Source organism: Methylobacterium sp. 275MFSha3.1 (assembly GCF_900108435.1).
In the GTDB taxonomy this organism is placed as follows: Bacteria; Pseudomonadota; Alphaproteobacteria; order Rhizobiales; family Beijerinckiaceae; genus Methylobacterium.
Genome location: NZ_FNWP01000020.1, coordinates 107,699 through 128,836, shown reverse-complemented (window position 1 = coordinate 128,836; position 21,138 = coordinate 107,699). Strand labels below are relative to the sequence as shown.

General features: G+C 71.4%; 21 protein-coding genes and 1 pseudogene. 10 read left to right on the top strand and 12 right to left on the bottom strand.

Annotated elements, in window-relative coordinates; translation table 11 throughout:
• Nucleotides 1-94: 94 nt before the first annotated feature.
• The 3 genes from BLW78_RS22365 to BLW78_RS22355 all read left to right on the top strand — a co-directional run bounded on the left by BLW78_RS22365 (nt 95) and on the right by BLW78_RS22355 (nt 4,105).
• A complete protein-coding gene (locus BLW78_RS22365; protein ID WP_091682176.1) occupies nt 95-994 on the top strand; it encodes a LysR family transcriptional regulator in 900 nt (299 codons plus the stop codon).
• A gap of 227 nt (nt 995-1,221) precedes the next feature.
• Nucleotides 1,222-2,673: an aspartate ammonia-lyase gene (gene aspA / locus BLW78_RS22360; RefSeq protein WP_091682174.1), complete on the top strand. Its 1,452-nt coding sequence runs from the start codon at nt 1,222-1,224 to the stop codon at nt 2,671-2,673.
• Between the two features lie 82 nt (nt 2,674-2,755).
• Complete coding sequence (locus tag BLW78_RS22355; protein WP_091682173.1) at nt 2,756-4,105, top strand: dicarboxylate/amino acid:cation symporter; 1,350 nt, start codon at nt 2,756-2,758, stop codon at nt 4,103-4,105.
• Between the two features lie 136 nt (nt 4,106-4,241).
• Here the strand turns inward: BLW78_RS22355 and BLW78_RS22350 are convergent, their stop codons facing one another.
• Both BLW78_RS22350 and BLW78_RS31820 read right to left on the bottom strand, forming a co-directional pair.
• Nucleotides 4,242-5,087, bottom strand: a complete 846-nt coding sequence (locus BLW78_RS22350; RefSeq protein ID WP_091682167.1) for an aspartate dehydrogenase — start codon at nt 5,085-5,087, stop codon at nt 4,242-4,244.
• 277 nt (nt 5,088-5,364) lie between these two features.
• Nucleotides 5,365-5,604: pseudogene (locus BLW78_RS31820) on the bottom strand (ribbon-helix-helix domain-containing protein); the annotation flags it as partial.
• A 262-nt stretch (nt 5,605-5,866) separates the two neighbouring features.
• On the opposite strand from BLW78_RS31820, the gene BLW78_RS22340 reads away from it, so the two are divergent.
• The 3 genes from BLW78_RS22340 (at nt 5,867) to BLW78_RS22330 (ending at nt 8,445) form a co-directional block, all read left to right on the top strand.
• Nucleotides 5,867-6,163, top strand: a complete 297-nt coding sequence (locus BLW78_RS22340) for a VOC family protein (protein WP_091682184.1) — start codon at nt 5,867-5,869, stop codon at nt 6,161-6,163.
• Nucleotides 6,164-6,231: 68 nt separating this feature from the next.
• Entirely contained in the window at nt 6,232-6,768 is a 537-nt protein-coding gene (locus BLW78_RS22335) for a gluconate 2-dehydrogenase subunit 3 family protein (protein ID WP_244527024.1), read from the top strand.
• Between the two features lie 108 nt (nt 6,769-6,876).
• On the top strand, nt 6,877-8,445 hold the full coding sequence (locus tag BLW78_RS22330; RefSeq protein ID WP_091682164.1) for a GMC family oxidoreductase: 1,569 nt from the start codon (nt 6,877-6,879) through the stop codon (nt 8,443-8,445).
• A 114-nt stretch (nt 8,446-8,559) separates the two neighbouring features.
• Here BLW78_RS22330 and BLW78_RS22325 read toward each other — a convergent pair whose 3' ends face one another.
• Complete coding sequence (locus BLW78_RS22325) at nt 8,560-8,832, bottom strand: usg protein (RefSeq protein WP_020095930.1); 273 nt, start codon at nt 8,830-8,832, stop codon at nt 8,560-8,562.
• Between the two features lie 357 nt (nt 8,833-9,189).
• Nucleotides 9,190-10,086 carry a LysR family transcriptional regulator gene (locus BLW78_RS22320; RefSeq protein ID WP_091682163.1) on the bottom strand — a complete coding sequence of 299 codons (897 nt, stop codon included), beginning with the start codon at nt 10,084-10,086 and terminating at the stop codon, nt 9,190-9,192.
• A gap of 114 nt (nt 10,087-10,200) precedes the next feature.
• Between BLW78_RS22320 and BLW78_RS22315 the strand changes: the two genes are divergently transcribed.
• Entirely contained in the window at nt 10,201-10,986 is a 786-nt protein-coding gene (locus BLW78_RS22315) for an SDR family NAD(P)-dependent oxidoreductase (RefSeq protein ID WP_020095932.1), read from the top strand.
• Between the two features lie 118 nt (nt 10,987-11,104).
• Here the strand turns inward: BLW78_RS22315 and BLW78_RS22310 are convergent, their stop codons facing one another.
• The 3 genes from BLW78_RS22310 to BLW78_RS22300 form a co-directional block, all read right to left on the bottom strand.
• Entirely contained in the window at nt 11,105-12,766 is a 1,662-nt protein-coding gene (locus BLW78_RS22310) for an ABC transporter permease (protein WP_091682162.1), read from the bottom strand.
• Nucleotides 12,767-12,782: 16 nt separating this feature from the next.
• Complete coding sequence (locus BLW78_RS22305; protein WP_020095934.1) at nt 12,783-13,808, bottom strand: extracellular solute-binding protein; 1,026 nt, start codon at nt 13,806-13,808, stop codon at nt 12,783-12,785.
• Nucleotides 13,809-13,889: 81 nt separating this feature from the next.
• The gene (locus BLW78_RS22300; protein WP_091682161.1) at nt 13,890-14,936 is read right to left on the bottom strand and encodes an ABC transporter ATP-binding protein; all 1,047 of its coding nucleotides are present in this window, start codon (nt 14,934-14,936) and stop codon (nt 13,890-13,892) included.
• A gap of 582 nt (nt 14,937-15,518) precedes the next feature.
• Between BLW78_RS22300 and BLW78_RS22295 the strand changes: the two genes are divergently transcribed.
• Nucleotides 15,519-15,941: a hypothetical protein gene (locus BLW78_RS22295; protein WP_139307722.1), complete on the top strand. Its 423-nt coding sequence runs from the start codon at nt 15,519-15,521 to the stop codon at nt 15,939-15,941.
• 56 nt (nt 15,942-15,997) lie between these two features.
• On the opposite strand, the gene BLW78_RS22290 is transcribed toward BLW78_RS22295, so the two are convergent.
• From BLW78_RS22290 to BLW78_RS22275, 4 genes are all read right to left on the bottom strand, one after another.
• Nucleotides 15,998-16,216: a hypothetical protein gene (locus BLW78_RS22290; RefSeq protein WP_020095937.1), complete on the bottom strand. Its 219-nt coding sequence runs from the start codon at nt 16,214-16,216 to the stop codon at nt 15,998-16,000.
• Complete coding sequence (locus BLW78_RS22285; protein WP_020095938.1) at nt 16,200-16,409, bottom strand: hypothetical protein; 210 nt, start codon at nt 16,407-16,409, stop codon at nt 16,200-16,202. The genes BLW78_RS22290 and BLW78_RS22285 overlap by 17 nt, the downstream gene beginning before the upstream one ends.
• 13 nt (nt 16,410-16,422) lie before the next feature.
• The gene (locus BLW78_RS22280; protein ID WP_020095939.1) at nt 16,423-16,647 is read right to left on the bottom strand and encodes a hypothetical protein; all 225 of its coding nucleotides are present in this window, start codon (nt 16,645-16,647) and stop codon (nt 16,423-16,425) included.
• A 241-nt stretch (nt 16,648-16,888) separates the two neighbouring features.
• Entirely contained in the window at nt 16,889-17,209 is a 321-nt protein-coding gene (locus BLW78_RS22275) for a PsiF family protein (RefSeq protein ID WP_026605361.1), read from the bottom strand.
• Between the two features lie 152 nt (nt 17,210-17,361).
• Here BLW78_RS22275 and BLW78_RS22270 point away from each other — a divergent pair, with 152 nt between their 5' ends.
• On the top strand, nt 17,362-18,861 hold the full coding sequence (locus BLW78_RS22270; protein ID WP_091682156.1) for a carbohydrate porin: 1,500 nt from the start codon (nt 17,362-17,364) through the stop codon (nt 18,859-18,861).
• Nucleotides 18,862-19,063: 202 nt separating this feature from the next.
• Nucleotides 19,064-19,369, top strand: a complete 306-nt coding sequence (locus BLW78_RS22265) for a hypothetical protein (protein ID WP_091682155.1) — start codon at nt 19,064-19,066, stop codon at nt 19,367-19,369.
• A 378-nt stretch (nt 19,370-19,747) separates the two neighbouring features.
• On the opposite strand, the gene BLW78_RS22260 is transcribed toward BLW78_RS22265, so the two are convergent.
• Nucleotides 19,748-21,109 carry a TAXI family TRAP transporter solute-binding subunit gene (locus BLW78_RS22260; RefSeq protein ID WP_091682153.1) on the bottom strand — a complete coding sequence of 454 codons (1,362 nt, stop codon included), beginning with the start codon at nt 21,107-21,109 and terminating at the stop codon, nt 19,748-19,750.
• Between the last annotated feature and the right edge of the window lie 29 nt (nt 21,110-21,138).

Sequence of the window (21,138 nt, the reverse complement as noted above, 5' to 3'; positions counted from 1 at the left end):
CGGACCGCGTCGGGGCGGACACGCCCGCCCCGCTTGCCGGGCCCGCCCTTTCGGCGTTTCAAGGCCGTGACCCCTGGACGTGGCCCGGCCGGCGATGGAACTGAAGTGGATCGAGGACTTCCTCAGCCTCGCCGAGACCCGTAGCTTCTCACGCTCGGCCGAGGCGCGGCACGTCACGCAATCGGCGTTCAGCCGCCGCATCCGCTCCCTGGAGGTCTGGCTCGGCACGGCCTTGCTCGACCGCAGCACCTACCCGATCACCCTCACGGCGGACGGGCGCCACTTCCTCGAGACCGCCGAGGAGGTGGTGCGCCTCCTCACCCTCAGCCGCGCCGACTTCCGCAACCGCAGCGAGCGGTCGAGCCTGCCCGTCGTCGCCATCACGGCCCTGCATTCGCTCTGCCTCTCCTTCCTGCCGCGCTGGCTCGGCGCGCTCCGGGGCGAGCTCGGTGCGATGAGCAGCCGCGTGCTGCCGGAGAACTTCAACATCTGCCTCCAGGCCCTGGTCGAGGGCGGCTACGACCTCATGCTGACCTATCACCATCCGGGCATCCCGATCCCGCTCGGGCCCGATCGCTTTCCCTGCCTCGTCGTCGGCCAGGACAGCCTCGTGGCCGTGGCGGCGCCGGCGGATCTCCCCCGCGACCGGGAAGGGCGCCTGCCGCTCCTGCAATATTCCCGCGGCTCCTTCCTGGGCCGGCTCGCCGCCATCGCCCAGGCCCGGGAGGGCGCGCCCGCGACCTATCCGGTCCACACGAACGAGAACTCGATGGCCGAGGCCCTGCGGTCGATGGCGCTCGCGGGACACGGGGTCGCGTGGCTGCCGAGGAGCCTCGTGGCCGGCGAGATCGCGGCGGGCGCGCTCGCCATCGTCAGCCCCGAGATGTCGATGGAGATCCGGCTGTACCGCAGCGCGGAGCGGGCCCGGCCGTTCCTGGAGGCCGTCTGGTCGGCCGCCGCCGCGGATTCGAAGAACTATTCCGGTTCGGAATAGTTCTGGTCGCAACTAGCATTGGCGGCCCGCCGGCACCGGGACTATCAGACGCCGGCCGGTCAGGCGCGGCCGCCCGTGAGGGCGGGGCGACTGGCGGCGACCCTTCATCGCGCACCGTCGAGAGCGTCGACGCCCCCTCACGCGGGCCGGTCGCTCACGCGCAATCGTCTGCCCAACCGTCCTGCCCTACGGCGCGCCGGATCGCTTCCGCGCGCGAGGAGAGAGCCGTGTCCGAGATCGCTTCCGCCGCCGCCACCCGCACCGAGCACGACCTCCTGGGCGACCGCGAGGTTCCGCAGGCGGCCTACTGGGGCATCCATACCCTGCGCGCGGTCGAGAACTTCCCGATCACCGGCACCACGCTGGCCACCTGCCCGGACCTGATCCGGGCGCTCGCGGCGATCAAGCAGGCGGCGGCGCTCGCCAACCAGGAACTCGGCCTGCTCGACGCGGCGCGCTGCGACGCGATCGTGGCGGCCTGCGAGGAGATCCGGGCCGGCGGCCTGCACGATCAGTTCGTGGTCGATCTCATCCAGGGCGGGGCCGGGACCTCGACCAACATGAACGCCAACGAGGTCGTGGCCAACCGCGCGCTCGAACTGCTCGGCCACGCCCGCGGCGCCTACGGGCAGCTGCACCCGAACGAGCACGTCAACATGGGCCAGAGCACCAACGACGTGTACCCGACGGCCCTCAAGATCGCCGGCATCGTCGCGATCCGTCGGCTCGTCGCCGCGATGGCGTCGCTGCGCGGCAGCTTCGAGGCCAAGGCTGCCGAATTCTCGGACGTGCTCAAGATGGGCCGCACCCAGCTGCAGGACGCGGTGCCCATGACGCTCGGCCAGGAATTCGGCACCTACGCGCGCATGCTCGGCGAGGACGAGGCCCGGCTGGGCGAGGCCGAGCTTCTGATCCGCGAGATCAACATGGGCGCCACCGCGATCGGGACCGGCATCACCGCGCATCCCCTCTACGCGGCCGCGGTCCGCGCGCGGCTGTCCGAGATCACCGGCATCCCGCTCGTCACGGCCGAGGATCTGGTCGAGGCAACCCAGGATTGCGGCGCCTTCGTGCAGGTGTCCGGCGTCCTCAAGCGGGTGGCCGTGAAGCTGTCCAAGACCTGCAACGACCTGCGCCTGCTCTCCAGCGGTCCGCGCGCGGGCTTCGGCGAGATCAACCTGCCGGCCCGGCAGGCCGGCTCCTCGATCATGCCCGGCAAGGTCAATCCGGTGATCCCCGAGGTGGTGAACCAAGTGGCGTTCGAGGTGATCGGCAACGACGTGACGATCAGCTTCGCGGCCGAGGCCGGCCAGCTGCAGCTCAACGCCTTCGAGCCCGTGATCGCCTACAGCCTGTTCCGCAGCTTCGCGCATCTCGAAGCCGCCTGCCGCACGCTCGATCTCCACTGCGTGCGGGGCATCACCGCCAACCGCGAACGGCTGCGCGCCAGCGTCGAGCACTCGATCGGGATCGTGACCGCGCTCAACCCCTATATCGGCTACCGCAACGCGACGGCCGTCGCCATGGAGGCGCACGCGACCGGCCGCGGCGTCTACGACCTCGTGCTCGAGAAGGGGCTGATGGCCCGCGCGCAGCTCGACGCGGTCCTCCGGCCCGAGCGGCTGACCCGCCCGCAAGCCCCCGATCCGGTCATCGCCCGGGCCGTCGCCGGGGCCTGATCCAGAATCCGGGATCCGCGCCCGCGACGCCAGCGGTCGGATCCCGCACGCCGAACAACACGATCCCATGGGAGGACAACGGATGACGCACGCCGATACGGACCCGGATTCCACGACATCGCGCTCGGGCCGGCTCACGCTCTATACCGGGCTCGGGCTGGCACTCGGCATCCTCGTAGGCGCCGTCCTGCACGGACTGGCGGCCGGACCCGACGAGGCCAAGGCGTTCGCGGCGCACTTCACCCTCGCGACCGACATCTTCCTGCGTCTGATCAAGATGATCATCGCGCCGCTCGTGTTCGCCACCATCGTGGCCGGCATCGCGAGCTTCGGCGACGCCCGCTCGGTCGGCCGGGTCGCCGCGCTGGCCATGGGCTGGTTCGTCACCGCCTCGGTCGTCTCGCTCACCCTCGGGCTCCTGACCGCGAACCTGTTCCAGCCGGGCGCGGGCCTGGGCCTGCCGCTGCCCGACGCGGGGGCGCAGACCGGCCTGAAGGCCGCCTCGCTGAACCTGCGCGACTTCCTCGTCCACGTCTTCCCGACCAGCATCGTCTCGGCCATGGCCGGCAACGAGGTGCTGCAGATCCTGGTCTTCTCGATCTTCTTCGGCTTCGGTCTCAGCACGATCGACCGGCGCTACAGCGAGCCGATGGTGCAGCTTCTCGACGGCCTCGCCCGCGTGATGTTCAGGGTCACCGACACGGTGATGCGGCTCGCGCCGATCGCCGTCTTCGCGGCCATCGCGGCGGTCGTCACCGTCCAAGGGCTCGGCGTCCTTCTCGATTACGGCAAGTTCATCGCCAGCTTCTACGCGGGCCTGTCCCTGCTCTGGCTGCTGCTGATCGGTGCCGGCTGGGCCGTGCTGGGCCGCCGCGTGGTGGAGCTGCTGCGCCTGCTGCGCGCCCCGATGATCCTCGCCTTCTCGACGGCGAGCAGCGAGGCCGCCTTCCCGCGCACCGTCGAGGTGCTGGAGCGCTTCGGGGTGCGCCCGCGCGTGACCGGGTTCGTGCTGCCGCTCGGGTACTCGTTCAACCTCGACGGCTCGATGATGTACCAGGCCATGGCCGCCCTGTTCATCGCCCAGGCGTTCGGGATTCACATGGGCTTCGGCGAGCAGCTCACGATGCTGCTCGTCATGATGGTGACGAGCAAGGGCATCGCCGGCGTGCCGCGGGCCTCGTTGGTCGTGGTGGCCGCCACCGTGCCGATGTTCGGTCTCCCGGCCGCCGGCATCCTGCTGATCATGGGCATCGACCAGATCCTCGACATGGGGCGCACCGTCACGAACGTCCTCGGTAACGGGCTCGCCACCGCGGCGGTCGCCAAGTGGCGGGGTGAGATCGCGGGCGGCGTCCGGGAGGTGGGCGCGGAGCCCGCGGGGCCGCGCCTCGACCTCGCCGCGCGGCCCGCGGCCGGCGCCGCCCGTGCTTGACGGCGCCGCCGTGGCCCGCTCGATGGCGGACGGGATCGCGCCGCTCGCCGCTGTCACGGACCGCTCCGGGCTCTGAGAGGCGACCGCGCCCGGGCACCGCTGCGGGCGCGGGGGCGCGGCGGCCGGGTCCGGTCTGTCAGGTTCCGACCCGGAGCGGGGCTGTGAGCTTGCGCAGGTAGGCGATGACCGACAGGGCCGTGATGCGGCCCGTACGGGGGTTCTCGTCGGTCGGGACGTTCTCGATCGTCATCGCGAAGCGCGCGGCGTCGGCCTCCACCTCGATGCGGTGCGTGTTGCGCTCCAGGCCGGGGTCGGCCCAGATCTCGAGCTCGGTCCGGTCGGGACCGATGCCGGCCAGCGAGAGCGCGACCGCGACGTTGAGATTCGCCGGGAAGCCGCGGGCCGCCTCGCGGGGGCTGCCGGCGAAGATGCGCATCGGCTCGGTGATGCCGCCGATCTCGATGCCGTTCTCCGCGAGGTAGGGGGCGCCGACGAGGCCGCGCACGGGCTTGCGGGTGATCATCCGCACCGTGCGGATGGTGCCCTCCGCGGCGGCCGTCACGGCGTCGAGGCCGAGCAGCGCGCCGGTCGGGACGACGATCTGACCGCCGTGGGCGCGGGCCGTCGCCACGAGGTCCTCGTGATCGAGGAGCGCGCCGCAGCTCAGCACGATCGCGGTCTTCCCCGCCGCCACGAAGGGCCGCACGATCGCCGGGAGATGCTGGGACGGCGCGCATTCCAGCACGATGTCGGCCCGCGGCTCCAGGGCGTCGAACGCGGTGACGACCTCCGGCGGCTCCGCGAGCGCCGCGAGGGTGGCCCGGGCTCTCGCGGCATCGCGAACCGCGACGGCGGTCAGCCTCAGCCCCGATATGGCGCCCGCATCGAGCGCGCGCGCCACGGCCAGCCCGACGGTGCCGAGGCCGGCGATCGCGATGCGACCGCCGCGGATGGGCGACCTCGGGGCTTCCTGCAGCGGCATGTCGGGTATCCCTTCATCGGGGCCGGAGCGGCCGACCGCGCCAGCCCTCTGCATCGGCCATGCCGGGGGACGCGCCTCAGCCCTCGCCGCGGGCATCGCGCGGCCGGACCGCGTCGCCGCGCAGGGCGCGCGCGGTCCGCGCGACGTGTCCGACGCCGACGTCACGGTCGTCGATCCGGTCCAGGGCGCTGTCGACGTCCCCCGCGACCCTGCCGCGCTGTTCCACGGCGCGCCGCTGCGCCGAGGCGAGGCGGTCCGCCTTCATCTCGAGGTGCCTCAGGCACGCGCACCGCAGGAGCGAGGCGAAATTGCGTGCCTCACCGTGGAGAGCGAGCACTTCGTCGTAGAGAAGCGTCACGAGGCGGGGAAGGGTCATGCCCTGAGCGGCGGCGATGTCCTCGAGCACGTTCCAGAACATCACCTCGATCCTGATCGAGGTCGAGTGTCCGCCGAGCCGGATGGAGCGGGTCTCGCCCTCGTAGTCGGCGGACGGCATCCCCGAGTACAGATTGCACATGTCCACCCCTGCGATCCGCGCCGCTCACCCGCGGCGACCGCCCGCGCTTCCCCGGGATGAGGAACAATAATGCAGCGCGCGCCCGTTTCCACCGCCTTCCGGGCTCTGGCATAACGCGCTCCGCGGATCGTCGCGGGCCCGCTCCGCAGTAGCATGATACTACCACCGCACGCTGGAGCGGCTCTAAGTTTCCGCTCGGCGGGACCCCTCGGGGCCTTCGGCCTCGGGCCTCGACAGGGGGATCATGCGCGACATGTCCGACATGCCCGAGCGGATCCCCGCGATGATCCGGGTCCGGGACGCGGCGCGCTCCGCGCGTTTCTACCGGACCGCCTTCGGCCTCGGCACCGCCGACCGGCCCGGCTTCGAAACCTTCACCCCGATCGATCTCGCGCATGCCGCGTCCGGTCTCGCGTCGGAGGTGACGGTCAATACGGGCCACGACGGCGCCTGCGGCCTGGGCGTGGGGGCCGCCCCGGGCACGGCGCGCTCCTGCTTCATCGACGACCCGGACGAGCACAAGATCGAGGTGCTCGCCCGCGGTTGGCGCTTCGCCTGATGACCCGCGACGGCCCGCCATCGGCCGCCGCGGCACCGGCACGACCGACACGGACAGGGGAGGACGGGATGAGGATGCAGGAGACGGGCGCGCACCTGTCCCGCCGCGGCTTCCTGGGCGCCGCGGGCTCGACTCTGCTCGCGGTCGCGGTCATGCCGGACGGCAGCGTGACCGGGCGGGCCTGGGCGCAGATGCCGAAGGCGACGAAGCCCGAGACCTTCGCCTCGCTCGTGCAGATGTCGCGCGACTGCTACCCGCACGACCGCGTCGCCGACAGGTACTACGCCGCCGCGGTGCAGATCCTCGACGACGCGGCGCGGACCGCTCCAGGAGAACTGACGCTCCTCGAGGACGGGATGGCCGCGCTCAACCGGGCGGCCGTCGAGAGGCACCGCCTGCCCTACGCCAAGGTTCCGCAGGATACGGACCGGGCGGCCCTCCTCGAGACCATCGAGCCGACCCCGTTCTTCCAGAAGGTGCGGGCCAACCTCATCGTCGGTCTCTACAACCAGAAGGAGCTGTGGCCGATCTTCGGCTACGAGGGCGCCTCCTTCGACAAGGGCGGCTACCTGGAGCGCGGCTTCGACGACATCGACTGGCTCTGACGGCGGCCCGGCGCCCGCGCCGACGGCCGCGCGCGACACGCATTCACCGCTCGGTCCGACCATCCCGCGCGAAGACGGGACGGGGCCGATCCGCGGCAGGAGGAAACCATGTCAGCTCCCTACGACCTCAGCGACGGCTCCGTCTTCGTCATCGTCGGCTCGGGCGCCGGCGGCGGGACCCTCGGGACCCAGCTCGCGCTCAAGGGCATCGACACCGTCATCCTCGAGGCGGGCGACCGGCACGAGACCTTCGACTTCGTCAACGACGAGTGGGATTCGTTCGCCCAGCTCGCCTGGAAGGACAAGCGGCACGCCACCGGGCCGTGGCCGATCGCCAAGACGTTCCCCAACCTGCCGGCCTGGATCGTCAAGGCCGTCGGCGGCTCGACCGTGCACTGGGCGGGCGCGTCGCTGCGCTTCCAGGAGCACGAGTTCAGGACGCGCACGCATTACGGGGCGGTGAAGGGGGCCAACCTCCTCGACTGGCCCGTCGGCCTCCCGGAGATGGACCCCTGGTACGCCATGGCCGAGAACCGGATGGGCGTCACGCGCACCAACGGCATCCCGGGCCTGCCGGGCAACAACAACTTCAAGGTGCTCGAGGCCGGCGCCCGCAAGATCGGCTACACGGAGGTGCATACCGGCCGGATGGCCATCAACTCCGAGCCGCGCGACGACCGCGCCGCGTGCATGCAGCTCGGCTTCTGCTTCCAGGGGTGCAAGTCGGGCGCGAAGTGGTCGACGCTCATCGCGGAGATCCCGAAGGGCGAGGCCACGGGCCGGCTCGAGGTCCGTTCGGGCTGCCAGGTGCTGCGGATCGAGCACGATTCCGGCGGCAAGGTCACCGGCGTGGTCTACGCCGACAAGGACGGCGTCGAGCACCGGCAGAGAGCGCGGGCCGTCGCCGTGGCCGGCAACTCCATCGAGAGCCCGAGACTCCTCCTCAATTCGCACTCGGCGAAGTTCCCCGACGGTCTGGCCAACGCGTCGGGGCAGGTCGGGCGCAACTACATGCGCCACACGACCGGTTCGGTCTATGCCATCTTCGAGAAGCCGGTCCACATGTACCGCGGCACCACGATGGCCGGCATCGTGCGCGACGAGGCCCGGCACGATCCGAGCCGCGGCTTCGTCGGCGGCTACGAGCTCGAGACGCTCTCCCTGGGCCTGCCCTTCATGGCGGCGTTCCTCGACCCGCAGACGTGGGGCCGCGACTTCACCGGCGCCCTCGACAAGTACCGGAACATGGCGGGCCTCTGGATCGTGGGCGAGGACATGCCCTGTTCCGACAACCGCATCACCCTGTCGGACGACACGGATGCCTACGGGATGCCGGTCGCGTCGGTCCATTTCGCCGACCATCCCAACGACGAGGCGATGCGCGAGCACGCCTACAGGCAGGGCAGCGCCCTCTACGAGGCCGTCGGCGCGGTCCGCACCATCCGCACCCCGCCCTATCCGTCGACGCACAACCTCGGCACGAACCGCATGAGCGCGAAGCCCCGGGACGGCGTCGTCAACCGCTTCGGCCAAGCCCACGATGTCGAGAACCTGTTCGTCTCGGACGGCTCCCAGTTCACGACCGGCGCCGCGGAGAATCCGACCCTCACCATCGTCGCGCTGGCCCTGCGGCAGGCGGACCACATCGCCAAGCGGATGAGTCGCGCCGAGATCTGAGCGCGGACCCGGCACCCGCATCCGGCCGGCGCAGGCGATCTCCGCGATCTCCGCGACCATCGCGATCGCGCTTCCCGCGCGGGTCCGCGGAAAGCTCGGCTCCCGCCCCCGGCGTCAGTGGAGGTGAAACTCGCTGCCGACGGCCCGCAATTCCGCGGGCCTGATCAGGCGGCTGTGGGCCACCTTCACCGAATGCAGCGGCCCATCGAGGGCGCCCTGCCAGAAGGCCAGGAAGCGCTTCAGCTCCGGGAAGACGGGGAAGAGATCGTGCTGCTGCCAGATGAAGGTCTGGAGCAGGTGGGGATGGTCGGGCAGGTGATACAGGATCTCGGCTGTCGTCAGGCTGTAGCCTTCCAGCTGACGACGGAAGGCGGTCGAAACGCTCATGGCGGCCCCTCCTGCGCGCATCGTGACAGTGACCCACGACGAAGCAAGAAAGTTGCCGGCTGAGCTGTTAACAAACGCCGAATCGCCCGCGATCTCAGTCGGTTAGCACTCAGAGCGGCCGATGGCTGCCAGAGCGGTTCGGGGTCGCGCGCACGCGCGCGCTGCACCGAGGTCGGGCCGCGCAGGACGGGCTCGGCGACGCTCGGTTCCAGCGCCCGGACCGCGAGCCGGCCTCTCCGTCGCCGGATCTGATCCTGTTCAGGACCCAAGCGTCTCAAATATTGCGCGTCTTCTAGCAATGAAACTCAATATTACTGCAGTCGAGGCATCGCTCGTGAAGCGTCTGCCGCGCCGATGTCATTCCTCCACCGTCGCGTGGGCGGCGAGGAAATCGACGAAGCTTCGGATGCGCAGCGCCAAGCGCGCGTGGCCGACATAGAGGACGTGGACGTCCTCGGCATCGCCGGGGTTGAACGCCTCCAGCACCGGCACGAGCCGACCGGCCGCGAGATCGGCCGCTACATGGAACCGGGCGAGGCGGGCGATCCCGGCGCCGCCGAGCGCCATCAGGCGCACCACCTCGCCGGAATTGCCGTAGAAATTCCCCTGGATCGGCCGCTGGTTGAGATCGGCTCCGACGCGGAACGGCCAGGTATCGAGGGAGCGGCGGAAGCTGAAGTTGAGGCACTTGTGCGCCGCGAGGTCGTCGGGATGCTCCGGGACACCTTCCCGCGCGAGATAGGCGGGGGCGGCGACCACGATCATCCGGCTGCGCCCGAGGCGTCGGGCCCGCAGGCGGGTGTCGCGGAGTGGGCCGATCCGGATCGCGACGTCCGCCTGCGTGGCGGGCAGGTCGATCACCTCGTCGGTCAGGGCGAGATCCAGGCTCATCCGCGGGTGCTGCGCGAGAAAGCGCGGCAGGACCGGCAGGACGACGTGGGTCCCGTACGGGACCGAGGCGTTCACCCGGAGCCGCCCGCTCGGCTCGGCGGCGGTCTGGGTGAGGCCCCGCTCCATCGCGTCGAGTTCCGCCATCAGCTCGGCGGCCCGCTCGCGATAGGCCTCGCCTTCCGGGGTCAGGGTCAGGGATCGGGTCGTGCGCCGGAGCAGCGCGACCCCGAGGCGCGCCTCAAGGCGGGCGACGGCCCGGCTCACGGCGGAGGGGGTTTGCCGCAGGGCCTTGGCGGCCGCCGCGAAGCTGCCGCACCGCGTCGCCTGGAGGAACGCCTCCATGTCCCCGAGCCGGTTGTCCATCGCGCCGCCACTCGTGCACCGAAGTCACGATCATCGTGCCGCGATGCCTGCTACTCAGCAATCTGGCGGCCGTCCATCTCCTCGGGACCGACACGGCAACGAGGACGAACCGTCATGGATCTTCAGCTCACGGGACGAAGCGCCCTGGTCACCGGCTCGACCGCCGGGATCGGTCTCGCCGTGGCCAAACGGCTGGCCGCGGAGGGCGCGGAGGTCATCATCGCGGGGCGCCAGCAGGCCAAGCTCGACGCGGCCGCGGCCGCGGTCGCCGCCGCGGGCCGCGCGCGCGCGATCCTGGCCGATCCCGCCACGGCCGAGGGCGCTGCCGCGCTCGTGCGCGCGGCCCCCGCGGTCGACATCCTCGTCAACAATCTCGGGATCTACGAGGCCAAGGCCTTCCCGGACATCGCCGACGACGACTGGCACCGCCTGTTCGCGGTCAACGTCGTGTCGGGGGCCCGGCTCGCGCAGGCCTATCTCCCGGGGATGCAGGCGCGCGGCTGGGGGCGCGTCCTGTTCGTCTCGAGCGAGTCCGGGATCGTGCCGCCGCCCGACATGATCCACTACGCCGTGACCAAATCGGCCCAGCTGACGATCGCCCGCGGACTCGCCCAGCTCACCAAGGGCAGCGGCGTCACCGTGAACACGGTGCTGCCCGGGCCCACGCGCTCCGACGGGATCGGCGATTTCCTGAAGAGTGTCGCCTCCGATCCCGACCTGTCGCCCGAGGCGATGGAGGCGGAGTTCTTCCGGCTCCATCGGCCGCTGTCGCTGATCCAGCGCCTGATCGAGCCGGATGAGGTCGCCGCCATGATCGCCTACCTGGCGAGTCCCCTCGCCGCCGCGACCAACGGCGCCGCGCTCCGGGTCGAGGGCGGGATCGTGCCGACCGTCGCCTGACCGCCGAGGCCCGCGACGCGGAGACGGGCGCGCGGCACGGGCCGGATACCGGCGCGCGGAGCGGGCGGCGCGAAGGGCGGGCGATCGATCCCCGACCTCTCCCCGGCCTCTCCCCGACCTATCCCCGGCCGGTCCGCGGCTCTTCCCCGGCCAACCGTCCCGGCCCGATCGCGTTCCGGTCGAGCCTGAGCAGGAGCGTCACCGGGAGGAGACCGATCATCACGATGAGCACGGCGGCGACGGCGCCGTCCTCGTACGTGCCGCGCGCCGCCTCGCCGTAGAGATGCGTGCTCAACGTCTCGACGTTGAGGGGACGCAGGAGCAGCGTCACCGGCAGCTCCTTGGCGATGTCGACGAAGGCGAGGAGGCCGCCGCTCAGCACCGCGGGCCAGGCCAGCGGCAGCTGCACGGTGACCAGCGTGGCGAGCCGACCCCGCCCGAGCACCCGCGCGGCGTCGGGGATGGTGCGCGGGATCCGCGCGAAGCCGGCCTCGCTGGCGCCCACCGTGACGGTCAGGAAGCGCAGGGCGTAGGCGATGACGAGGGCGGCGCCGGTCCCGAGCCCCACCCGTGCGGTCGTCAGGCCGGCCTCGAACAACCCGGCCTCGACCAGCGCCAGAGGACCCAGGAGCCCGACCGCCAGCACGGTCCCGGGCATGGCGTAGCCGATCCCGGCCGCGCCGATGAGCAGGCGCCCGGCCCGGGCGCTCAGCAGGGAGGGAACGGCCGCCACCGCCAGGCCCGCCAGCACCGTCACCGCCGTGGCGAGGCCCGCGTAGTAGACCGTGTTGAGGGCCTGGGCGGCGAGCGCGTCGGGCAAGCCGCTCGCGTCGATCCGGCGCCACGCCTCGAGGCCGAGAGAGCCCGCCGGCACCAAGAATCCGATCGCGACGGGGGCCGTGCCCAGGGCCAGGGCCGCCCCGGCCCGCCAGCCGTCCAGCCGGCGGCGCGCGCCGGCCGTGTGGCGGCGGGCGCCCCCGGCATAGCCGCGGCCGGCCCGCGCGAGCCGTTCGAGGCCGACGACCGCGACCACCGCGGCCAGCATCACCAGCGCGATCTGCGCGGCGCCGGGCAGGTCCGAGCGGTTCACCCAGGTGGCGTAGACCTGCACCGTCAGCGTGCGCACCCCCAGGAACTCGGCCGCGCCGACATCGTTCAGCGCCTCCATCAGGGCGAGGCCGGTGCCGAGGGCGATCGCCGGCCGCGCGAGCGGGAGGGCGATCCGCAGGAAGCTGCGCCACGGTCCGGCCCCGAGCGTGCGCGCGGCTTCCAGCAGCGAGCCGGCCTGCATCAGGAACAGCGCGCGGGTCGGCAGATAGACGTAAGGGTAGAGCACGAAGCCGAGCAGCAGGCTGCAGCCCGGCAGCGAGCGCAGGTCCGGCAGGGCGAGATCGCGCGGGCTCGACAGGCCGAGCAGGCCCCGCAGCCCGACCTGGAACGGCCCGAGCGGGTGCAGCAGGTCGAGATAGGCGTAGGCGACCACGTAGGTCGGCATCGCCAGCGGCAGCAGCAGGGCGGCCTCGAGGAGGCGCCGACCGGGGAAGTCGAACGCCGCGACCAGCCACGCCGTCGCGGTCCCGAGCCCGATCACCAGGAGGCCGACGCCCGCGAGCAGCAGGGCGGTGTCGCGGATCGCCTGCGGCAGCACGTAGGCGGCGAGGTGCGGCCACAGCTCGCCGCCGCCCTCGGACGCCGTGAAGCCCAGGGAGATCACGGGCGCGAGCAGCAGCGCCGCCAGGGCGACCGCCCCCGCCCAGCCCAGAGAGCGGGTCACCGACATCCGGCCCGGCTCGAACTCAGTTGTCGAAGCCGACCTTGTCGACGAGCAGGCTCGCCGCCTTGCGGTTGCGGGCGATCTCGACGAGCGGCGTCGGATCGACGCTCAGCGGACCGAGTTCCGCGAGCAGCGGCTCGATCGGGGCGCCGGCCTTCACCGGATACTCGTAGTCGACCTTGGCGTAGAGCGCCTGCGCGGCGTCGGAGACGAGGTACTCGAGGAGCTTGACCGCCTGGTCGCGGTTCGGCGCGTTCTTGGCGACGACCGCCCCCGACACGTTCACGTGCGTGCCCCCGCCCTCGAAGGTCGGCAGCACGACCTTGATGGCCGCGCCCCATTTCTGCTGGTCCGCCCCGCCGCGACCCGAGCGCATCAGTCCGACATAGTAGGAATTGCCGAGGCCCACCTCGCAGAGGTCGGCCGCGATGTCGCGGGCCACGTCCCGGTCGCCGCCCGTCGCCTTGCGGGCGAGGTTGTCCTTCACGCCCCGCAGCCACGCCTCCGTCTTCTCCGCGCCGTGGCGGACGAGGAAGGCGGCGATCAGGGCGGTGTTGTAGGGATGCTGGCCCGAGCGCAGGCACACCTTGCCCTTCCAGCGCGGGTCGGCGAGCGATTCGTAGGTCGCGGCCGCGAGATCGTTCAGGCCCGTGTCGGCGTAGAGCACGCGCGCGCGCATCGAGAGGGCGAACCAGCGCCCGTCGGCGCCGCGCAGGGGCGCCGGCACGGCCGCTTCGAGCACGGGCGAGCGCACCGGCTGGGTCAGGTCGCGGTCGACGAGTTCGATCAGGTTGCCGATATCGACCGTCATGAGGACGTCGGCGGACGAGCGCGCGCCCTCCGCGGCGACCCGCTCGGCCAGCCCCTTCTCCACGAAGACCGTGTTCACGGTGACGCCGCTCTGCGCCGTGTAGGCGTCGAGCAGCGGCCGGATCAGGCCCGGCTCGCGGGTGGTGTAGAGGTTGACCTCGGCCGCGTAGGCCGGTCCGCCGAAGCAGAGAGACAGGCACAGGCTCGCCCAGGCTCCGGTTCTGCAGACGTCCAACATGATAAACCCCGTTCGTCGAGCGACGAGCCGGTGCTATACAGTAAGAATGCGACCTGCAAGGCGGATTTATTTAGATGTATTCTAATTACAATCTGACAACACTTGGACTCCGTCCGGCAGCGGGAAGACGTGGGCGCGCCCGGGCAGCAGCTCGATGCCGACCTGCTCGCCCGGGACGGCCTCCGGCGGGAGGTCGAGGCGCAGCGGCGCGCCGAGGCCCGCGACCGCGATGTCCAGGCGCAGGCGCGGCCCCGCGAAGGCCCGGCCCAGGATCCTGGCCGGCACCCCGGCACCCGCCGGCCCGAGGCGGATCGCCTCCGGGCGCAGGCAGACCTTGACCGCGCCCTCCGGCACGGCGTCGGGCCGGGGCAGCGTGCCGAGGGGTGTCGCGACGTGGCCGTCGACGGCGCGGCCCGGAATCTCGATGATCTCGCCGAGCGCCCGGGCGGCGAACGGCGTCGCCGGCGCGGCGTACAGCGCCTCGGCGCTGCCGCTCTGGACGATCCGACCCCGGTGCATCAGGACGATGCGGTCCGCGCAGGCGACCGCCTCGGCCGCGTCGTGCGTGACGAGGATCGCGCCGATGCCGTCCCGCCGCAGGACCGCCAGGGTGTCGGCGCGGACACGCTCGCGGGTGCCGGCATCGAGGTTCGAGAACGGCTCGTCGAGGAGCAGCACCCGCGGACGCGGGGCCAGCGCCCTGGCGAGCGCCACCCGCTGCGCCTCTCCGCCCGACAGCGTGCCCGGATAGCTGTCGGCGCGGTGTGCCAGCCCGACCTGATCGAGGCGCTCGCGGGCGATGTCCCGCGCGTCCGCGCCGCGGAGATGGGCGAGGCCGAAGCGGACATTGGCCAGCACGGTGAGGTGGGGAAACAGCGCGTAGTCCTGGAACATCAGGCCCACGCCGCGGCTCGCGGGCGGCGCGTTGCGGCCGCGCCCGGCGACGCGGCGATCGCCGAAGGCGATCTCGCCCGCGTCCGGCGCGTCCAGGCCGGCGATGAGCCGCAGCAGCGTGCTCTTCCCGCAGCCGGAGGCGCCGAGCACCGCCAGGATCTCGCCCGGACCGAGCGTCAGCGACACGTTGTCCAGCGCCAGCGTCCGGACGTAGCGTCGGCTCACGCCCGACACCGTGAGTTGCCCCGCGGCGGGACCTGAACCGGCGCCGGGCGACGCGTCGGTCGGAGAAGTCTTGCGTCGAAACACGGGCAGGAGATCCGGCGGGCGACGGGCCCTCGATCGAGAACGGGTGGAGTCACCGTTCTCATCCGGCCCTCCGGCACGGCGCGGCCCGCCGGGCGGTGCGGCTCCAGGGTGTCGTTGGTTGGGCCGCCCCGGTACCTGACGCCCGGCTGTCTCGGCTCCGGTCTCCGGCGCCGCGGGTCCGGCGGGCGTAAGAAGGCTTGCCGGTGGGTCGTGCCCGGAAGTCCTGCCCGCAAGACTTGCCGCGGGGGCGTGTCCTCCCGGCTGCGCGGCCACACCGTATCGGTCGGCTCAGCACGCGACACGGCGGACGGTGCACGGCGCAATCGGTCATCGGCGCGCCGGGAGCCGCTCTTGCTGAGGGGGGCCGACAGGTCAGGCGCGCGGAACTTCCGCGCTGTCGCGACATGTCCGCGCTCTGCATTCATCAAATCAATCGAATTTGAAAGGTCATGGCAGCACTATTGAATTGGTTCGCTGCCATACTCCTCGCGTGCGGTGGGGGACATCATGCGCGCGTGGCTGGTGGCAGGTGTGGCGTTCTCTACACTTGTGGGTAGCATCGACACCGTCGAGGCGCGCGGGCGCGGGCGTCTGTTCTTCGGGCGGTCGTCGACGGCGCAGCGACCCGCGCTGCCTCCGTCTGTCGCCGCGACCGACACGGCCCCGAGCGGCCGTGCCGGCTACCGTCCCATCATCGCGATCGCGCCGGCCCCCATCGCTGCGGCCGTTCCTGCGGCGGCCGCGGCAGCGGTGGCGAACACGCCGGCCGAAGCGCGCGAGCCGGAGCTTCGGCCACAGCCCACCCTCCTCCGCCCGCCGCCCGAAACGCCGCGTGTCCAAGCGGTGCGCGCCGTCGCCCCGAGTTGCGAGACCGGGAGGCGCGTCGGCGGCGTCGACAGGGCGGAAGGCGGCTTCTGCCTGATCAACTAGGTGTTTGATCCCGCCGGTCGATCCCTCAGCGGACAGGCTCCCGGTCTGGCCGGGGATTACTGCGCGCGTCCCGGCCCGTCTCTCAAGCCGAGCCGCAGAGCCCGCGCGAACAGGTCGCTGAGCGTGATCCAGTCAGCACCGTCGATCCGCCAGCGCGCGCAGTCGTCATCCGGCTCGACCGTGTACCCGCGGCACCGAAGCACGGCGACCGCGTCGAGCACCGGGTCATCCCCTTCGCCCAGGTGGGCATCCTCTCGGTCATGGGCGTGGGTCAAGGCTGACGCTCATCACATCCGCGAGTTGAAAGAGGAGGTCGCCCACGACACCGATCGGCAGCAGGACGCAGAACTCACTGTCGTCGGGCGACCGCAATCGGATCGCCAGTGTGCCGCCGCCGTCGATGACCTCGACCGAGCGCACCGCCGCAGCGCCCAGCACGTAGGGGACCGCGCTGTCCGAGACCGTCATCCTCGGAGGCCGATCACGCGATTTCCATCTCGAGCGCGACGTCGGCCAGATAGGCCGCGATGCGCGCGCTCGCCCGGGTGTCCGACGCTTCGATGATGAGGCCGGCGCCGCCGGGCAGGACGTCGTAGCGCCGGAGAACGGATTCGGCCTTGAGCGCCGCCTCGCGCTCCGAGGTCGCGCGCAGGACGCGCCGATCGCCCTCGATGCGGATCAGGATGCGGAAGGGAGCGCGCTTCATGCTGGGACCGCCTCGGCCATCTGACCCGCGCCGTCGCGGCTCGATGGGTCAGTTACGGCGAGGCTGGCAAAACCGTTCCGCGACGGAGCGGGGGGAGAGTGAGGGGGACGTCGACCGCTTCGTGGAAGCCCGAGTGACGTTCAGGACGCCCGAGATCGGTCGGTATCTCGAACGGCATCCGTTTCACGCAGCCCTGACATTGGTCAGAAGCCGAACAGGGACGCGGTATGGGCGCAGGCGACTAACCTCTGAGGCACGTGCTCATGAACGCCTTGCGCTCGGCGCCCTTGAGGCTCTTGGCCGAGGCATCCGCATTGCAGCTCTTCATCTTCATCTGCTGCGGCGTCAGCTCCTTGGCCGGCGCGGCGCTCTTTCCCGCGAGGCAATCTGCCATGAAGCTCTTGCGGGCGGCGCCCGACAGCCGTTGCGTCCCAGCATCCACGTTGCAGGATTTCATCCGATCCCGCTGCGCGGTCTGAGCCGCCGAGGGTGCGGGGGCCTGCGCTCGGACGGACACCGTGCAGGCGAAGACGAGGGCCGAGGCGAGAGCGAGCGTACGCACGGTGGAGGACCTCCGGTGATGCGGAGAACCCTAGCGACCTGCGGTTGTACGAGCCAGCGTCAGTGCCGCGTCTGTCCCATCAATTCGCGGCGATGTCTCGCCACCGCCGTCGTCGAATGGTCACGAGGCTATGCCTTCGTTCGCCGAGCCCGATGTCTCCAAAGGTCCTGGTGCGCTCTGTCATCTGCGCCCTCGCTGGCATCACGCTCGTTCTCATCGCGCCGGTCGGCCGTGCCTTGGCCGAACCGGCCGCGGATCCGCTGGCGACGGCCGCGCGGGTCGCCGCGGAGGGCCTCGCCATCGGTTCACCCTCCGGCGCAGGCGGCGATCCGCAGACCTCGGTCGCTCAGCCCGTGTTCTCGGCCGGTCGCGCGGCGGAGGTCACGACCTCGTTCCAGCCTCTCCTCGGAGCCGCCGGCGATCCCGGCGGGTACCGCGCCTTCCTGGAGAGCCGCGGGATCACCTTCGGCCTGATCAGTGTGGCCGAGACCTACCGCAACCTGCGCGGCGGCCTGCGGCGGGGTTCCACGGGCCTGACGCTGCTCGATCTCGACGTCGATGTCGATCTCGACACGCTCGCCGGGTGGAAGGGGGCGACGGCCCACGCCACCGTCTACCAGATCCAGGGCAGCGGAGCCTCCCGCAGCCGCGTCGGCAACCTCATGACGATCAGCGAGATCGAGGCCCTGCCGGCTTCGCGACTCTCGGAGCTGTGGCTGGAGCAGAGCCTGTTCGACGACAGGCTGTCCGTCCGTATCGGCCAGCTCTCCGCCGACACCGAGTACATGGTGAGCCAGACCAGCATCCTGTTCACCAACGGTACCTTCGGCTGGCCGGAGATCTTCGCCGCGAACATGGTGGACGGAGGGCCGGCCTATCCGCTCTCGGCGCCGACCGTCCGCCTGAAGTACGTCCCGACGCCCGATCTCTCGTTCCAGGCGAGCGTGATCGACGGCACACCCGGCGGCGGCCGTCCCCGCTCGGGCGTAGACCCGCAGCGCCGCAATCCGAACGGTATCCGCTTCCCCGTCTCCGACCCCCCGCTCGTCATCGCCGAGGTCGCCTACGCCTACAACGCCCGTCCGGGTTCCGAAGGCCGGCCGGGCACCGTCACGCTGGGCGGCTGGCACCGCTTCGGCCGCGTCGATGCCCTCACGCCGGATCCGGTGAGTGGCCTCGATCGGAGGGTTTCGGGCAATTCGGGCCTCTACGGGCTCATCGACCAGACGATCTACCAGGAGCCGGACGATCCCAACGACGGCGCCAGCGTCTTCCTGCGTGCGTCCGTCTCGCCGGGGGACCGCAATCTCGTGGACCTCTACATCGACGGCGGCATCGCCTATCGCGGCCTGATCCCCGGACGGTCGGACGACACGCTGGGCCTCGCCGTCGGCATCACCCGCATCTCCCCGGCAGCACGCCGGCTCGATGCGATCGCCGCGCTCCAGAGCACGACACCCGCACCGCGCCGGAGCGCCGAGATCTTGCTCGAAGCGACCTATCAGGCCGTGCTCGCTCCCGGCATCGCCCTGCAGCCGACCGTGCAGTACATCGCCCATCCGGATGGCGGGATCGCCAATCCGCGCGATCCTGACGGCAAGCGGGTGCGCGGCGCCGCGGTGTTCGGCCTGCGTGCCATCACCCGCTACTGAGGTGAACGCGGCCCGCTTGCGCGCCCCCGCGCGCGCCGAGCGCGTTGCGGTTTCGGGAGGAGCGCGGCGGTTCGGCGCGAGCTCACGTCCGCGGGTGCGGCGCGTCGCGCGCGGGAAGCCGCCTGTGTGGCCGCGGCATCGGAACGCCCCGTCGGCTGACGGGTTTGTGAGCCGGCAGAAGGGGTCAGGTGAAGGTAGCGGTATGGCATCGATCCGGGAGATCGCGGACACGCTGAGGAAGATCGCCGCGCCGGGCATGAAGCCGAAGGCGATCCGTTCCGCCATCCGTGAGCGGCATCCGGAGGCGAGCAAGAAGGAGATCGTCCGCGCCGCGTTCTACGCCGTGACAGAAGGGCGGACCGCTACCGAGAGCGCGACCGCGGAGCTTCACGACTTCGCCCTGGCTGAGCGCATCGCCGAGGACAACGCGGACGTGGTCTTGAAAGCGAGCAAGCGCAAGAGGAAGAAGCGCTCGTCGGACGCATCGGACCGATCGCTGGCGCACTGAGCAGGGCGCGCATCGTCCGGTTGCTGCACGCTGGAGATCCGCTTCCGGGAGACGTGCCGATACGCTCTGACGGCAGGGTCGGGTCGGTGGGAGGCCGTCCGCCTTTGCAGCGGTCGCGCTCCACAGCGGCCACTCCGCTCTCGGCCAGAATCCGTCACGCCAATTCGTCAGCGCGCGCAGAACCAGACGTTCGGCTCGGCGCCCCATGCGGCCATTCCGCCATGTCCGTCGGCATCTCCATAGCGGACATGGCGGTGGCGACCGATGCAGACGCGGATCGCATCATTATGCAGCATCCGGTCGAACTGAATTCCTTAACAGCCCGTCATACACGACGGACGGATCAATTTCTGCGACTGAACTCCGTCGGAGCTCCAATCAGCATGCCGGTCGATCGGGGCGGGCCGCGGCGCGACGGACCGTCGAGTGCGCGGCCTCGATCGCCACCGCGGCGGCGCCGAGCAGCCGCGGCTCCGTTGGTCTGTTCAGGGCGTGGCGTGCGATGCTTGCCGCTAGGTCGTCCACCTCAACTGCGATGGCGTCAAGACGGTCCCGGTCGGTCTCCCGCCGGGCGGTCGAGCGGAGTGCGAGCAGGCGCGTCGTCGCGACCTCGATTCGCTGCCGGCGGATGCGCCCGAGGCGCTGCCGCAGCCAAGCGATGGTCGAGCAGACGCCGCCGCCCAAGATGGCCACGAGATAGATCCAGCTCTCGTAGCGCTCGATGAAGGTCTCCTGCTCACGCTCGTAATAGTCGATGGCGCCAGGGTGAATGGGCAGGCGGGCGGTGGTGGCATCCGCCGTGTCCTCATAGGCCGGATAGGTGAGCGCCTCGGCGGCCGGCACGGTCTCGGCCAGCGCCGCGCGCATCTCGAACAGATGCTGCGTGACCTCGGCGGCGACGCTGCGCGACAGGCTGGCGCGCGCCATCAACCGGTAGGACGAGCCGACGGTCGCGACATCCTCGGCCGGCAGGCGTGGGTTGCCGCTGAACAGCCCGGCCGGCACCGTCACCGACTGGAGGCGCGGCCAGCGCGCCAGCACCGCGGCGGTGTCCGGCACGCCGATCAGCGCGACCGTGCCATCCTGGCTCGCCGCGCGGACGAAGCCGACCAAGCGCCGTGCCGCCGGAAGCGTGGGCGTCGTCACAAGCGCCATCGCGTCGATGCGCCCATCGCCGAATGCGGCCGTCACGTCGGCTTCCTCGAGCGGCACGAGGAGAACGGCCTGCGGCGGAACGGGGCCGTTGGGGGCCTCGGTGAGAAGTTCCAGCCCGTCGCGGGTCAGCAGGTCGCGCAGAAGCGTCCTGTCCGCGTCCCGGCTCGCCAGCATGCCCAGCCGCTTGCCCGCCAGATCCGGGATGCTCCCGATGCTGGATCCAGCCGGCGCCGCTGCAAAGGCCGCGAGCTCGCGCAGGATCGCGAGGGTCAAGCCGTTCCCGGGCATGGCGACGTCCGGTCGGACCACCGCCAGATCCGCCTTGCCGGTCCTGAGCGCCTCCGCACTCTCGCGGACCCCCGGGAAGTCCAGGATCCTGAGCTGGACACCGGTTTTCCGGCGGGCGAGCTCGCCCGCGTAGGCCCGCAGCAAGTCCGGCTCGGTTCCGCCATTCGGGGCGACCGCAAGGGTCAGGGTCGTGGCGCGGGTGAAATAGAACCCCGCTGCCGCGGTGGCGACGAGCACGAGCACCAATCCGAGGGTGAGCCATGCCTCACGACCGACTGGAAACGCCGATTTGCGCATGCCTACTCCCGGCCCTCAGCCGCTCGACG